Below are 13,097 nucleotides of genomic sequence, written 5' to 3' on the forward strand. Positions count from 1 at the left end.
GGATTGACCATGAAACAGATCAACGCAGTGATCCTCGACTGGGCGGGCACCACGGTGGACTTCGGCTCCTTTGCGCCAACGCAGATTTTCGTCGAGGCGTTCAAGCAAACCTTCGATATCGACATCAGCCTGGCGGAGGCACGCATTCCGATGGGGCTGGGCAAATGGCAGCACATCGAGGCGCTGGGCAAGCTGCCGGCGGTCGACGCGCGCTGGCGGCAGAAGCTGGGACGTTCGATGAGCCATCAGGATATTGACGCGCTGTATCAGGCGTTTATGCCGCTGCAAATCGCTAAAGTGATCGACTTCGCCGATCCCATCGAGGGCGTGCCGCAGGCGATCGCCGCTCTGCGCGAACAGGGCATTAAAATCGGTTCCTGCTCCGGCTATCCGCGCGCGGTGATGGAGGTGCTGGTGCCCGCCGCCGCGCAGCGCGGCTACGCGCCGGATTACTGGGTCGCCACCGACGATCTCGCAGCCGGTGGCCGACCGGGGCCGTGGATGGCGTTGCAGAACGCGATCGCGCTGGGCATCGATGCGGTGGCGCATTGCGTGAAGGTGGATGACGCGGTGCCGGGCATTGCCGAAGGGCTGAACGCCGGGATGTGGAGCGTCGGGCTGGCGCTGTCCGGCAACGAGTTCGGCGCCACCTGGCAGGAGTATCGCCGGATGACGGCAGGCGAGATAGAGCGCCGCCGCGCGGCGGCCGCCGATAAGCTGTACGCGGCGGGCGCGCACTATGTGATAGACACGCTGGCGCAATTGCCGGCAGCGATCGCCGACATCAACCGGCGGTTGGCGAACGGCGAGCGGCCGTAACGACCGAACGCGGGGCATAAAAAACCGGGGATTATCCCCGGTTTTTTCGTTATGAGACGGCGTTAGCGATGCGCCAATTCGACTTCGTCTTCGCTGTCCATCACGGCTTTGTCGGTTTGCTTCATCAGCTGGCTGGTGATGGTGCCCGCTGCCATGGAACCGTTGACGTTCAGCGCAGTACGGCCCATGTCGATCAACGGTTCGACCGAGATCAGCAGCGCGACCAGCGTCACCGGCAGGCCCATCGCCGGCAGCACGATCAGCGCAGCGAAGGTGGCGCCACCGCCCACGCCCGCCACGCCGGCGGAGCTGATGGTGACGATGCCGACCAGGGTGGCGATCCACACCGGATCCAGCGGGTTGATGCCGACGGTCGGCGCCACCATCACCGCTAGCATCGCCGGGTAGAGGCCCGCACAGCCGTTCTGGCCGATGGTGGCACCGAACGACGCCGAGAAGCTGGCGATGGATTCCGGCACGCCCAGGCGACGGGTCTGCGCTTCCACGTTCAGCGGAATGCTGGCGGCGCTGGAGCGGCTGGTGAAAGCGAAGGTGATCACCGGCCACACCTTGCGGAAGAACTTCATCGGGTTAACGCCGGTGAAGGCCAGCAGAGCGGCGTGTACCACGAACATGATGGCCAGGCCGATATACGAAGCCACCACGAAGCTGCCGAGTTTGACGATATCGTGAATGTTGGAGCCGGCGACCACTTTGGTCATCAGCGCCAGCACGCCGTAAGGCGTCAGCTTCATGACCAGACGCACCAGCTTCATCACCCAGGCCTGCAGGGTGTCGATAGCCACCAGCACGCGCTCGCCTTTCGGCTTGTCGTCTTTCAGCAGCTGCAGCGCCGCCACGCCGAGGAAGGTGGCGAAAATCACCACGCTGATGATCGAGGTCGGGCTGGCGCCGGTCAGATCGGCGAACGGGTTTTTCGGGATGAACGACAGCACCATCTGCGGCACCGTCAGATCGGCCAGTTTACCCACGTAGTTGGTCTGGATCGCCGTCAGGCGCGCGCTTTCCTGCGCGCCCTGCACCAGGCCTTCGGCGGTCAGACCGAACAGGTTGGTGACCAGCACGCCCACCAGCGCCGAGATCAGCGTGGTGAACAGCAGCGTGCCGATAGTGAGGACGCTGATTTTGCCCAGAGAAGAGGCGTTATGCAGCTTGGCCACCGCGCTCAGGATCGAGGCGAACACCAGCGGCATGACGATCATTTGCAGCAGTTGCACATAGCCGTTGCCGACGATGTTGAACCAGCTGATGGATTCTTTCAGTACCGGGTTATCGGCGCCGTACACCAGCTGCAGGCCCAGACCGAACACCACGCCGACCACCAGGCCGACCAGCACTTTTTTCGCCAGGCTCCATTGCTTGTGGCGGGTTTGCGCCAGCAGCAAAAGGAGCGCGACAAACACCAGCACGTTAATCACGAGCGGAAGATTCATCCCCAATGTCTCCAATAATCTTTCTTATAAAAACGACTACGCATCACGTATGTCGCGATGTAAATATCGTAACAGTTTGCTGAGTGGCCTACTTATATCCAAATGGAATTTGATATAGCTTTTTGTGTGTTTTTGTTCGTTTTATATACTTCAAGGTGATGGGTTAAGCGGTTTTTTGTGATCAGAGTCTGATATTTCTGATTTGCTCGACATAGGATTGCACCGGCAGGGTGAAATCACCTTGCCAGCAGATGGCAAACGCCACCAGGCACAGACACAGCACCCGCTCCAGCTGGTTGCCTTTTTGCGAGTTGAGCAGCGGCAGGCGAAAACGCCAGCGGCATGGCCACAGCAGCGGCACGCCAGCGGGGGTGAGCATATCGGCCAACAGATGGCTGAAGTAGCCGATGATCATGGCGTGCAGCGCATCGGCCGGGATCGGCCAGCTGCGCGGTACGTCCAGTTGGAACAGCGCCATGCCGCCGGCGATCGCCAGCAGGCTGTGGGTGAAACCACGGTGGCCGAAGGCGCGGGCGATGGGCAGGGCAATCCAGCGCAAGCGCTGGCCCAGCACCGACTTGGGGTGATCGATGTCCGGCAGCAGTGAGGTCAGCAGCGCGGCGGGTATGATGTGCCACCAGTCGCCGGTAGCCAGCTCTGGCGTCACTTCCGCCTTCTTGGCGAAGATCGCGCAAGCGACAGAGAATATAAGGTGTCCTTCCGCGGTCATGCTGTTGCGATTCCGGCTGGTAAACTGTTAATTTATCCAGTATATGGGATAATTCCCAGTAGTGGAAGCAGTTACCCTGTAACCAATTGTTTATTTTCCCCTGTTTTACAACGGCTTGTTACGGCAATGGGTAACAAATCATCGATTTTGACGGGCGAGAACAAAAAGCGGGCAATGGGGGGAGTGAAACGGAAAGCAACGAGTGCGGTTTTACGGCGTGCGGCGGGAGGAAGCGGCGGCCTTGAAGCGCGCTGCGTGGCAGTGACAACGCGCTGCGGGCCGTCGCTTTCCCTGCCATGCAGCATAATGAGAACGTCACGCCAATTCAATAAAATGAAACGGTGTTTCGTTTATTTTGCGGTGCGGATCCCTTTTATGCCGCAGGGCGCCGGTGCCCGGCGCCGCAGAATCAGGCAAAGTGGGCAGGGGTGAGCTGTTCGAGGGTCTCCAACTGGTGATCCGCCAGCGCCCAGCGCGGGTCGTGGCGGTATTCGGCGGCCGGGATCACGATGGAACGCATGCGCGCGGCCTTGGTGGCGATCATGCCGTTAAAGGAGTCTTCCAGCGTGATGCAGCGCAGCGGATCGCTGCCCAGGCGTTCGGCGGCGATCAGGTAGACCTCCGGATGCGGTTTGCTGTACGGCAGGTATTCGGCGGAAACCAATTGATCGAAGTAGCCTTCAAGATCGAACATCTTCAGCACCTGCCGTTGCATGTGCAGCGGCGAGGCGGAGGCGAGACCGATGTTCAGCCCCTGGCTGCGGCACAGCTCCAGCGCCTGCCGGACGCCAGGCAGCAGCGGGCGCGTCTCGTGCACCAGCTCGATGGCGCGCTCGATAATCCGCGCCGACACCTCTTCAAGCGTAACCCCTTGCCACGGCATCGCCTGGTACCACATTTTCACCACCAGATCGATGCGCAGCCCCAGCGTGTCCGGCAGCTTGTGACGATCGGACAGATCCAAACCCAGCGCGCCGAAGATATCCAGCTCGGCCTGCAGCCACAGCGGTTCCGAGTCGATCAACAAGCCGTCCATATCAAAAATTGCGGTTTCAATGCGTTGCGAATAAGCCATTAGCGGTTAACTCCTGCCGGCGCGGGTGAATGTGCCCGACACTTTATCATCGCCGGTGACGAGACTAAAACCTTTGCCTGCGCGTGTGGCTTTTGCCAAAACGCAGGATATTCCACACCTCGCGCAATTTTAGCCACCAGCGCTGGTGTTGACGCTCGGTGACCTGTTGCAACATGCGCGCATAATCCAGCACCAACCCCGGCGTCCAGGTCATGCTTTCGCCGCGGCTGCGCAGTACCGCCAGCATCCACAGGTTGGGATCGAGCACCAGCAGCAGAAAACGGCGCCACAGATGTTTATCGCCCAGCACGCCTTCCAACGCGCTGTCGAGCGCGCCGATGACCGTGGTGGAGCAGTTGCGCCGGGTCAGATTGTAGGTGGCGTCCTGCCGATAACGCAGCCAGAATGCGCGCAGCGCCGCCGGGTTATAGCGATAGAACTGAATTTTCTTGTCCGGGGGGCACCAGGCGGCGATCTCGCCCGCCAGGTCGGGCAGGAAACGCCCGTCGACGTTGTTCTGTTCGCCTGCATGCAACAACTGGCGGAAATCCTGAACGGAATGGCTGATGTCGTTGAGCGGGTAGTGGCTGATATACACATCCGGCACGAGCGCCAGGGCGGCGTGACCGGTGGAGATATTGCCGCCGCCGTCGACCGCCGCGATGTATCGGTCGACGATGTAACGCCGGCGCGGATCTTTAGCCGCCCCAATCGGTGTCCAGACATACACTGTGAGCGGCGTGGTTTCATCCGCCGGGGAGGATGGCTGCCGCGCGGGGTGCTGATTCAGAGAGAAGTTTGTCAGTCTGCGGGCGATACGCAATAGAGCCCAGCCGGAAAGCACCATCATCACGCCGAGGCAAAAGGGCACCGTCATCCGATGCGGCGCCGGCCAGCCGACAAAAATCATCAACGAAAGCAGGATCTCGCCGCCGCCCGCCAGCGCCACGGTCTTCCATCGATTGTGCTGAATCACCGTGGAGGAGGCGATGCGCACCGCGCCGTCAAGCAGCAGCGCGCTGCCAAACACCACGGTGGCGACGATGTTATCGTCTGCGGGCACGTCCACTATCAGAAAGGCCATAAACACAAAGCCTAACCCTTTGAGCAGCACCGGCCTGCTGGCCGAAGAGCCGATCACCAGCGCGGCGGATACCGCCACCAGCCCCTCCAGCGCCAGGATGACCGCCAGTGCATCCAGCGCCAGCACCGATCGGCCATCCTGCAGTATGTCGAACAGCATCAGCGCCCCTGCGGCTATCCACAGCCAACCGAACAGCACCAGCAGACGGCGCTGGCCGTGCAGCGCCTGCGCGCCCAGCAATAAGATAATCAGTCGAATCATGGCAGCCTCTGGCTAAACGGATAACGTTATCTCTTCAATGATAGTGCCCGGATGTCGTTAAGCGGTTGATTTCGGCGAATTCGGCTAAGCTTGTAGCACAGCGGGAATGAAGAAAACGGTGGGCGAGTTTCGCCAACTGCAGGTAGACTTAGCCGATTCGGTTACGTCGCTAACAAGGGGAACACATGACGTATCAACAGGCCGGGCGTATCGCCATTTTGAAACGCATTCTCGGATGGGTGGTTTTTATCCCGGCGTTGCTGTCGACGCTGATTTCCGTGCTGGGCTTTATCTATCAGCACAGTGAAAAAACCAAAGGCATCAACGCAGTGATGCTGGATTTTGTCCACGTGATGGTGGACATGGTGCGTTTCAATACGCCGTTCCTGAACCTTTTCTGGTACAACTCGCCGGTGCCGGACGTGGATAAAAGCCTGTTCAGCGGTGCCAATTTGATGTTCATCATCATCTATATATTGATCTTCGTCGGGCTGGCATTGCAGGCTTCCGGCGCGCGCATGTCGCGCCAGGTCAAGTTCATTCGCGAAGGACTGGAAGATCAGATGATCCTGGAGCAGGCCAAGGGCAGCGAAGGGCACACGCGTCAGCAACTGGAGGAACGCATCACGCTGCCGCACCACACCATTTTCCTGCAGTACTTTCCGCTGTACATCCTGCCGATCGTGATTGCGGTGATCGCCTGGTTCGTGATCCGCCTGTTGGGGCAGTTGGCCGGCGCGGCCTGAACCATGAACGGGGCGCCGCTCGGCGCCTCGGAACGTCATGACGCTTCCGGCTGCAACAGTGCCTCCACCGCACGTTGCGCAGCCACCAAATGCTGGCCGCCGAACAGGTTGCTGCGGTTGAGCAGGTAGTACAGCTGATACAGCGGTTGGCGCTCGATAAACCCGGTTCCCAGCGGCCATACGCTCTGATAGCCGTCGTAGATCTGCGGCGGCAGCTCCGGATACAGCGGCAGCATCGCCAAATCGCACTCTCGGTCGCCCCAGTAGCTGGCCGGATCGAACAGTATCGGCCCGTGGGCGGTCATCGCGCAGTTGCCCGGCCACAGGTTGCCGTGCAGCAGGGAAGGCTGCGGCTGGTGGTGCTGCAAGCGCAGATACACCCGATCGACGATGTCGTCGATGTCGCCGAAGGTCATGCCTTTTTCCGCCGCCAGCTGCAGCTGCCAGCCGATGCGCTGCTCGGCGAAGAATTCCGACCAGCGGCGTTGCCAGGCGTTGGGTTGCGGGGTGGTGGTCAGATCGCTGTCGAAGTCGAGACCGAACTGCGGTTGCTCGCTCCACTGGTGCAAATGCGCCAGCTGTTGCCCCAGGCAGTAGGCGCCGTGAGCGTCGAGGGGTTTCAGCTGCTGATACTCCAGCAGCAGGAAGCTGTAGTCGCGATCGCTGCCGACGCCGTACACTTCCGGCACCCGCACGCTTTTGCTGCGCGCCAGCAACGCCAGCTGATCGGCCTCGGCGGTGAATATCGGCAGTTGTTCACGGGCGTCGCATTTCACGAACACCTCGTTGTCACCGTAACTCACGCGCCACGCCGGGTGAATGTCGCCCCCGGGCAGTTCAATCCTTTCGCGTATCTCTGCGCTGCCAAGATGTTCACTTAACAGACGGCTAACGGCTTGCCACATGGTATGTCCCCCTCTGTGCTGCCTGATAATTCATTAGGTTAGCGTCTTTCCCGTGGTGAAAACACGACGCGGCGCACAGCCGGCGTCAAAGGCGGCGATTTTTTCAACGCCTCGCCAGCTCAAAGTATATACCCTATTGATTAATTTAAGCGCAATACCGGTTGCAACTTGATGACAACGGATAAGCGAGGGGAGGATAAGATGCGGCGGAGAGCGCCGCCGCATCAGAGGAGGGCGTTTAACGGTCGCTCAGGGCGGTTTGGTTACGCTGTAACGGACGCAATTTACTGTACAACAAGGCGATAACGAACAGCGCGGCCTGCACGATGACGATGCAGGGCCCGGTGGCGCCGTTGATGTGGAAGCTGATCAGGGTGCCGAGCACGCAAGAGAACACCGACACCACTGTCGCCACCATCAGCATGCGGTCGAAGCGGCGGCACAGCATAAAGGCGATGATGCCGGGGGCGATCAGCATGGCGATCACCAGGATCACCCCCACGGCCTGCAGCGAGGCAACGATGGTCATCGCCAGCAGGCACAGTAATCCGTAGTGCAGCAGCTTGACCGGCAGGCCAATCACCCGCGCATGGTGCGGATCGAAGCAGTACAGCATGAAGTCTTTGCGCTTGAGCAGCACCACCGCCAGGGTGATGCCGGCGATCAGCAAGGTTTGTTTCAGTTCGCCGTCGGTAATGCCCAGCATGTTGCCGAACAGGATGTGGCTCAGGTGCTGGTCGGTATCGATGCGCGAGAACAGCACCAGGCCGAAGGCGAACATGCCGGAAAAGACGATGCCCATCACCGTGTCCTCTTTCACCCGGCTGTTCTCTTTCAGGTAGCCGGTGGCTACCGCGCAAAAAATGCCGGAGAGGAAGGCGCCGATCGCCAGCGGGATGCCGACCACGAACGCCACTACGATGCCGGGCAAGACGGCGTGCGAGATGGCGTCGCCCATCAGTGACCAGCCCTTGAGCACCAGATAGCAGGAGAGCACGGCGCACACCACGCCGGTAACGATGGCGGCGACGATCGCCCGCTGCATGAACGGGTAGGCGAAGGGTTCGCTGAGCAGTTGATACAGGGTGTCCATCAGCGGCCTCCGGTTTGCGAATGCGCCACGCGGCGCCGGGATGCCAGCAGGCCGTGTTTCGGCGCGAAGAAGAACGCCGCCAGGAATACCAGCGTTTGCAGGGTGACGATCACCCCGCCGGTGGCGCCGTCGAGGAAGAAACTCAGGTAGGCGCCGATGCCGCTGGTCAATGCGCCGATGATGATGGCGATGATCACCAGCCGGCTGAAGCGGTCGGTCAGCAGGTAGGCGGTGGCGCCCGGGGTGATCACCATGGCGATCACCAGAATGGCGCCGACGGTTTGCAGCGCGGCGACGGTGCAGGCGCTGAGCAGGGTGAAGAACAGGATCTTCAGCTTCAGCGGCGACAGGCCGATCGACACCGCGTGGCTTTCGTCGAAGAACACCGCCAGCAGATCTTTCCACACCAGGCACAGGATCAGCAGCGAAACGCCGATGATGATTTCCACCTGCAGCACGTCTTCGTCGGCGATGCCGAGGATATTGCCGAAGATGATCGACTGTACGTTGACCGAGGTGGGGTTGAGCGACACGATAAGCAGGCCGACGGCGAAGAAGGTGGAGAAGATAAAGCCGATGATGGCGTCTTCGCGCAGCCGGGTGATGTGGCGCACCAGCGTCATCGCCAGCGCCGCCAGCATGCCGGTGAAGAAGGCGCCGGCGGCGTAGGGCAGGCCGAGGGCGTAGGCGCCGGCCACGCCGGGCACCACCGAGTGCGACAGCGCATCGCCCATCAGCGACCACCCTTTCAGCATCAGGTAGGCGGACAGGAACGCGCAGGCGGCGCCGACGATGGCGCTGACCCAGATGGCCTTCACCATGTAGTTGTAACTGAAAGGTTGCAGCAGAAGGTCCAGCATCAGGATTGTTTCTCCCTGGCCTGGCTGTTGGCCGGCGGATCGCTTTTGGTGTGGCCGTAGAACACCGCCGGGCGTTCATCGTCGGTCAACACCGTGACGGTGCGCGGATCGTTGTCGTCGTGCAGATCCGGGCCGGAAAGGTTGATATGGCGCAGCACGCCGCCGAACGCCTGCTCCAGGTTGCTCTGGGTGAAGGTGGTCTCGGTCGGGCCGGCGGCCAGCACCGTGCGGTTGATGAGGATCACCCGATCGCAAAACTCCGGCACGCTGCCGAGGTTGTGGGTGGAGACCAAAATGAGATGGCCCTCGTCGCGCAGCGCGCGCAGCAGCTCGATAATCGCATTCTCGGTTTTCACGTCCACGCCGGTGAAAGGCTCATCCAGCAGCAGCACCGTGCCCTGTTGCGCCAGCGCGCGCGCCAGAAATACGCGCTTCTTCTGGCCGCCGGACAGCTCGCCGATCTGCCGGCCGCGCAGCTCGCTCAGGCCGACGCGCTCCAGCGCCTTGTCGACCCGCAACCTGTCCTCACGTGACGGAATGCGCAGGAAGTTCATCTTGCCGTAGCGGCCCATCATTACCACGTCCTCCACCAGCACCGGGAAGTTCCAGTCAACGTCTTCGGTCTGCGGCACGTAGGCGATCAGGTTCTTTTTCAGCGCGTCCGCCACCGGCTTGTCGCTCAGCGACACCTGGCCGGCGGTGGGCCTGACCAGGCCCATGATGCTTTTGAACAACGTCGATTTGCCGCTGCCGTTGACGCCGACCAGCGCACAGATCGAACCGCCGCTCAGGGTAAAGCTGGCGTTGTGGATGGCGGTGTGCCCGTTGTTGTAGGTTACGGTGACGTCGTCCACGTTCAATTCAGGGCGGACAAACGGTTCATGGGTCATTGATCGAATCCTTTGGCGATGGTTTGCACGGTGGTGTTAAGCAGGTCGATGTAGGTCGGCACCGGGCCATCGCGGGTGGACAGCGAGTCCACGTACAGCACGCCGCCGTATTTGGCGCCGGTTTCTTTCGCCACCTGCCTGGCCGGCTTGTCGGAAATGGTGCTCTCGCTGAACACCACCGGAATATGGTGGGCGCGCACGGCGTCGATCACCCGGCGCACCTGCTGCGGCGAGCCTTGCTCATCGGCGTTGATCGGCCACAGATAAACCTCTTTCAACTGATAGTCCTGCGCCAGGTAGCTGAAGGCGCCTTCACTGGTCACCAGCCAGCGCTGTGCGGCCGGAATGCGCGCCAGGCGTTCGCGCAGCGGGGCGTCCAGCGCGCCGATTTTCTCTGCGTAGGCCTTGGCGTTGCGGTTATAGGTTTCCGCATTGGCTGGATCGTGCTCCACCAGCGCCTTGCGGATATTCTCGATATACACCAGCGCGTTGCTTGGCGACATCCAGGCATGCGGGTTCGGGTTGCCGTTATAGGGCCCTTCGCGGATCGGCAGCGGGGTAATGCCTTCGGTGACTACCGCCGCCGGCACCTGCTTGATGTTTTCGAAGAAACGCTGGAACCAGCGCTCCAGGTTCATGCCGTTCCACAGGATCAGGTCGGCGTGCTGTGCCTTGACGATGTCGCGCGGAGTCGGTTGATAGTCGTGGATCTCGGCGCCCGGCTTGGTGATCGATTCCACCACGGCGGCGTCACCGGCCACGTTCTGGGCGATATCCTGAATGATGGTGAAGGTGGTCACCACGCGCAGCTTTTTTTCCGCCAGCGCGTTTTGGCTGACCAAGGCGGCGCCGAGCAGCAGGCAGGCGAGCGTGAAAGGGCGTAACAATGCGGCAGAGCGGGAAGGGCGACTGCGACGAAAAGCGCAACTTATCAATGGCATGATGACGTCTCCTGGTTCAAATGAAAATGATTATCAATATCAATTGAAGCGAAGTCAAGCGCCACTTGCCCACCGCCGGCGGGGTATTTCTCCAACTGAAAAATAATACCGTCCGGGGAGTTATAGCATTTTATGTATCAGTATGTAACCGCTGAAGGTAGTCCTCACAGCTGCATATCGCCACCTCCGGCTGTTTTCCCAATGCCAACTGCCCGAACCCTTGCGCCAGGCGCAGCACATCCTCTTGATCCAGCACGGTTATGAACGCAAAACTGTTGCTGCCGAGTTCGTGGTGAACGCCACTTTCGTCTGTCACCGACGTGACAAAACCCTCGCGCGTCAATTGCCCGGTCAGCTTCGCCAGGTCGGTTAATCCCTCTTCCTGATAGCGAAAAGTCACCACAAAGCAGCTTGTTGCAGATTGACTCATAAATCACCTCTTGGTATATGGATAGCTTGAGATTAGCCCAAAAAATTACTGCAGGTGTCCTTACAAGTTGTATATGCTACGCAACTCATTGAAAGGAGTGAGGGATTCTGTGAAAACAAAAATAGGTTGCCTTACGGCAATTTTACTTTTGTCGGGGTGCGCCAAAGACCCGCAAACGGCAAGCAATATTTCAGGCAGTGGCACAACGCGCGGCGGTTGGTTAAAACCCCCTCCGCAGGCACCGGTAAACCGCACGGGCACCCCGGTTGCTTATAACGATTACATTCGTCAGGCGGCCAGCAACTATGGCGTTGACGAAACGCTGATTAAAGCGATTATTCAGGTGGAGTCCGGGTTTAACCCGAACGTGGTCAGCACCTCGAACGCAGTGGGATTGATGCAGCTTAAGGCTTCTACCGCCGGCCGCGACGCCTATCGCATGAAGGGACGAAGCGGGCAACCCAGCTCGCGTGAGCTGAAGGATCCGGCGGTCAATATTGATCTGGGAACGGCCTATATCAATATTCTTCAAAGCCAGCAGCTAGCCGGGATCAACAACCCACAGACTTTGCGTTACGCCACCATCGTTTCGTACGTGAACGGGGCGGGCGCCATGTTGCGCACCTTCTCTTCGGACAAGCGCGTGGCGGTCAATCGCATCAATCAGATGAGCCCGGATGAGTTTTATCAGCACATCCAGAAAAAGCACCCGGCACCGCAGGCGCCGCGCTATTTGTGGAAGGTGACCACCGCCTATCAGGCGATGTCGCAGTAATCCTCTCTTTTTGTCGAATCGGCCGCTGAACGCGGCCGATTTTGTTTTCGGCACCGTTCCAGTGCGCGACCCACCTCTCATTTTTCGTTATTTCCTCACCGCTTATCGGAAAAACCGCACAAAAAGTTAAATTTACGTTAGCAGATAAATCTTTACGTTCATTCAATAAGTTACCGGTAACATTTTTGCTTTTGTACGCATTCTGACCTTCAATAAATATACAAATAAGTAACAAATTATTTTAAAAACCCGTATCGATCGCAAGGTTGCGGTTAAATAGTTGTGACTATCTTTGGATGGAATGTGACATGTCGAATCATAAAACCAACAATTCGCGGCGCGATTTCTTGTTGAAATCGATGACCTTAATTCCTGCGGCGGTAATTGGTGGCAGCGGCGTTGGCGCGCTGACGGCACCGACACCGGCGGTCGCAGCCTCGAACACCTCAACGCAGAACGATTACCAACCGACCTTTTTCACCCCGGAAGAGTGGGCCTTCATCAAGGCCGCCGTCGCGCGCCTGATCCCGGCCGACGATCGCGGCCCCGGCGCGCTGGAAGCCGGCGTGCCGGAGTTTATCGATCGCCAGATGAATACCCCGTACGCCACCGGCTCCATCTGGTACATGCAGGGGCCGTTCAACCCCGATGTGCCGAAGGAGATGGGCTATCAGCTGCCGCTGGTGCCCAAGCAAATCTACAACCTCGGCATCGCAGACGCCGACGCCTACAGCAAGAAAACCGCCGGCAAGCCCTTCGCCGAACTGGATGGCGCGCAGCAGGACGCTCTGCTGCAAAAGTTCGAGTCCGGCGAGGCGGAGTTCCAGCAACTGCCGTCGAAACTGTTCTTCTCCTATCTGCTGCAAAACACCCGCGAAGGTTTCTTCAGCGATCCTATCCATGGCGGCAACAAAGACATGGTGGGTTGGAAGCTGATTAATTTTCCGGGCGCGCGCGCCGATTTTATGGACTGGGTTGAGCGAGGGGAGCGTTATCCCTTCCCGCCGGTCTCGATTCGTGGGGAGAGGGGCTAA

General features: G+C 59.7%; 14 protein-coding genes. 4 read left to right on the forward strand and 10 right to left on the reverse strand.

Annotated elements, in window-relative coordinates:
- The first annotated feature begins 9 nt into the window (after positions 1–9).
- The gene (gene phnX, locus WFM45_RS06305; RefSeq protein WP_021505494.1) at positions 10–819 is read left to right on the forward strand and encodes a phosphonoacetaldehyde hydrolase; all 810 of its coding nucleotides are present in this window, start codon (positions 10–12) and stop codon (positions 817–819) included.
- A gap of 62 nt (positions 820–881) precedes the next feature.
- On the opposite strand, the gene WFM45_RS06310 is transcribed toward phnX, so the two are convergent.
- The 4 genes from WFM45_RS06310 to WFM45_RS06325 all read right to left on the reverse strand — a co-directional run bounded on the left by WFM45_RS06310 (position 882) and on the right by WFM45_RS06325 (position 5,423).
- A complete protein-coding gene (locus tag WFM45_RS06310; protein ID WP_033633221.1) occupies positions 882–2,273 on the reverse strand; it encodes an L-cystine transporter in 1,392 nt (463 codons plus the stop codon).
- A gap of 181 nt (positions 2,274–2,454) precedes the next feature.
- A complete protein-coding gene (locus WFM45_RS06315; RefSeq protein WP_004931456.1) occupies positions 2,455–3,003 on the reverse strand; it encodes a metal-dependent hydrolase in 549 nt (182 codons plus the stop codon).
- A gap of 409 nt (positions 3,004–3,412) precedes the next feature.
- Positions 3,413–4,078, reverse strand: coding sequence for a hexitol phosphatase HxpB (gene hxpB / locus WFM45_RS06320; RefSeq protein ID WP_004931455.1), 666 nt, complete (start codon positions 4,076–4,078; stop codon positions 3,413–3,415).
- A gap of 64 nt (positions 4,079–4,142) precedes the next feature.
- Positions 4,143–5,423 (reverse strand): HdeD family acid-resistance protein, encoded by a 1,281-nt coding sequence (locus WFM45_RS06325; RefSeq protein ID WP_336954918.1) that lies wholly within the window; start codon positions 5,421–5,423, stop codon positions 4,143–4,145.
- Positions 5,424–5,608: 185 nt separating this feature from the next.
- Here WFM45_RS06325 and WFM45_RS06330 point away from each other — a divergent pair, with 185 nt between their 5' ends.
- Positions 5,609–6,169: a YniB family protein gene (locus tag WFM45_RS06330; RefSeq protein ID WP_004931453.1), complete on the forward strand. Its 561-nt coding sequence runs from the start codon at positions 5,609–5,611 to the stop codon at positions 6,167–6,169.
- Between the two features lie 35 nt (positions 6,170–6,204).
- On the opposite strand, the gene WFM45_RS06335 is transcribed toward WFM45_RS06330, so the two are convergent.
- The 6 genes from WFM45_RS06335 to ghoS all read right to left on the reverse strand — a co-directional run bounded on the left by WFM45_RS06335 (position 6,205) and on the right by ghoS (position 11,288).
- Positions 6,205–7,074, reverse strand: coding sequence for a fructosamine kinase family protein (locus WFM45_RS06335; RefSeq protein ID WP_033633219.1), 870 nt, complete (start codon positions 7,072–7,074; stop codon positions 6,205–6,207).
- Positions 7,075–7,312: 238 nt separating this feature from the next.
- Positions 7,313–8,167 (reverse strand): metal ABC transporter permease, encoded by an 855-nt coding sequence (locus tag WFM45_RS06340; RefSeq protein ID WP_336954919.1) that lies wholly within the window; start codon positions 8,165–8,167, stop codon positions 7,313–7,315.
- A complete protein-coding gene (gene yfeC / locus WFM45_RS06345) occupies positions 8,167–9,027 on the reverse strand; it encodes an iron/manganese ABC transporter permease subunit YfeC (protein WP_015377686.1) in 861 nt (286 codons plus the stop codon). The genes WFM45_RS06340 and yfeC overlap by 1 nt, the downstream gene beginning before the upstream one ends.
- On the reverse strand, positions 9,027–9,917 hold the full coding sequence (locus tag WFM45_RS06350) for a manganese/iron ABC transporter ATP-binding protein (protein WP_004931446.1): 891 nt from the start codon (positions 9,915–9,917) through the stop codon (positions 9,027–9,029). The genes yfeC and WFM45_RS06350 overlap by 1 nt, the downstream gene beginning before the upstream one ends.
- Complete coding sequence (locus tag WFM45_RS06355) at positions 9,914–10,858, reverse strand: metal ABC transporter substrate-binding protein (RefSeq protein WP_015377687.1); 945 nt, start codon at positions 10,856–10,858, stop codon at positions 9,914–9,916. The genes WFM45_RS06350 and WFM45_RS06355 overlap by 4 nt, the downstream gene beginning before the upstream one ends.
- Positions 10,859–10,988: 130 nt before the next feature.
- Positions 10,989–11,288 (reverse strand): type V toxin-antitoxin system endoribonuclease antitoxin GhoS, encoded by a 300-nt coding sequence (gene ghoS, locus WFM45_RS06360; protein WP_021505489.1) that lies wholly within the window; start codon positions 11,286–11,288, stop codon positions 10,989–10,991.
- A 109-nt stretch (positions 11,289–11,397) separates the two neighbouring features.
- On the opposite strand from ghoS, the gene WFM45_RS06365 reads away from it, so the two are divergent.
- Positions 11,398–12,063 (forward strand): transglycosylase SLT domain-containing protein, encoded by a 666-nt coding sequence (locus WFM45_RS06365; protein ID WP_004931439.1) that lies wholly within the window; start codon positions 11,398–11,400, stop codon positions 12,061–12,063.
- A 308-nt stretch (positions 12,064–12,371) separates the two neighbouring features.
- Entirely contained in the window at positions 12,372–13,097 is a 726-nt protein-coding gene (locus WFM45_RS06370) for a gluconate 2-dehydrogenase subunit 3 family protein (protein WP_046898519.1), read from the forward strand.

This window comes from Serratia sp. KG1D (assembly GCF_037150675.1).
In the GTDB taxonomy this organism is placed as follows: Bacteria; Pseudomonadota; Gammaproteobacteria; order Enterobacterales; family Enterobacteriaceae; genus Serratia; species Serratia nematodiphila.

Bases quoted from the DNA above. Each gene is read 5' to 3' on its own strand.
- WFM45_RS06355 (WP_015377687.1), bottom strand. From the start codon at position 10,858: ATGCCATTGATAAGTTGCGCTTTTCGTCGCAGTCGCCCTTCCCGCTCT.
- WFM45_RS06350 (WP_004931446.1), bottom strand. From the start codon at position 9,917: ATGACCCATGAACCGTTTGTCCGCCCTGAATTGAACGTGGACGACGTC.
- ghoS (WP_021505489.1), bottom strand. From the start codon at position 11,288: ATGAGTCAATCTGCAACAAGCTGCTTTGTGGTGACTTTTCGCTATCAG.
- phnX (WP_021505494.1), top strand. From the start codon at position 10: ATGAAACAGATCAACGCAGTGATCCTCGACTGGGCGGGCACCACGGTG.
- WFM45_RS06330 (WP_004931453.1), top strand. From the start codon at position 5,609: ATGACGTATCAACAGGCCGGGCGTATCGCCATTTTGAAACGCATTCTC.
- WFM45_RS06310 (WP_033633221.1), bottom strand. From the start codon at position 2,273: ATGAATCTTCCGCTCGTGATTAACGTGCTGGTGTTTGTCGCGCTCCTT.
- yfeC (WP_015377686.1), bottom strand. From the start codon at position 9,027: ATGCTGGACCTTCTGCTGCAACCTTTCAGTTACAACTACATGGTGAAG.
- WFM45_RS06340 (WP_336954919.1), bottom strand. From the start codon at position 8,167: ATGGACACCCTGTATCAACTGCTCAGCGAACCCTTCGCCTACCCGTTC.
- WFM45_RS06335 (WP_033633219.1), bottom strand. From the start codon at position 7,074: ATGTGGCAAGCCGTTAGCCGTCTGTTAAGTGAACATCTTGGCAGCGCA.
- hxpB (WP_004931455.1), bottom strand. From the start codon at position 4,078: ATGGCTTATTCGCAACGCATTGAAACCGCAATTTTTGATATGGACGGC.
- WFM45_RS06370 (WP_046898519.1), top strand. From the start codon at position 12,372: ATGTCGAATCATAAAACCAACAATTCGCGGCGCGATTTCTTGTTGAAA.
- WFM45_RS06325 (WP_336954918.1), bottom strand. From the start codon at position 5,423: ATGATTCGACTGATTATCTTATTGCTGGGCGCGCAGGCGCTGCACGGC.
- WFM45_RS06315 (WP_004931456.1), bottom strand. From the start codon at position 3,003: ATGACCGCGGAAGGACACCTTATATTCTCTGTCGCTTGCGCGATCTTC.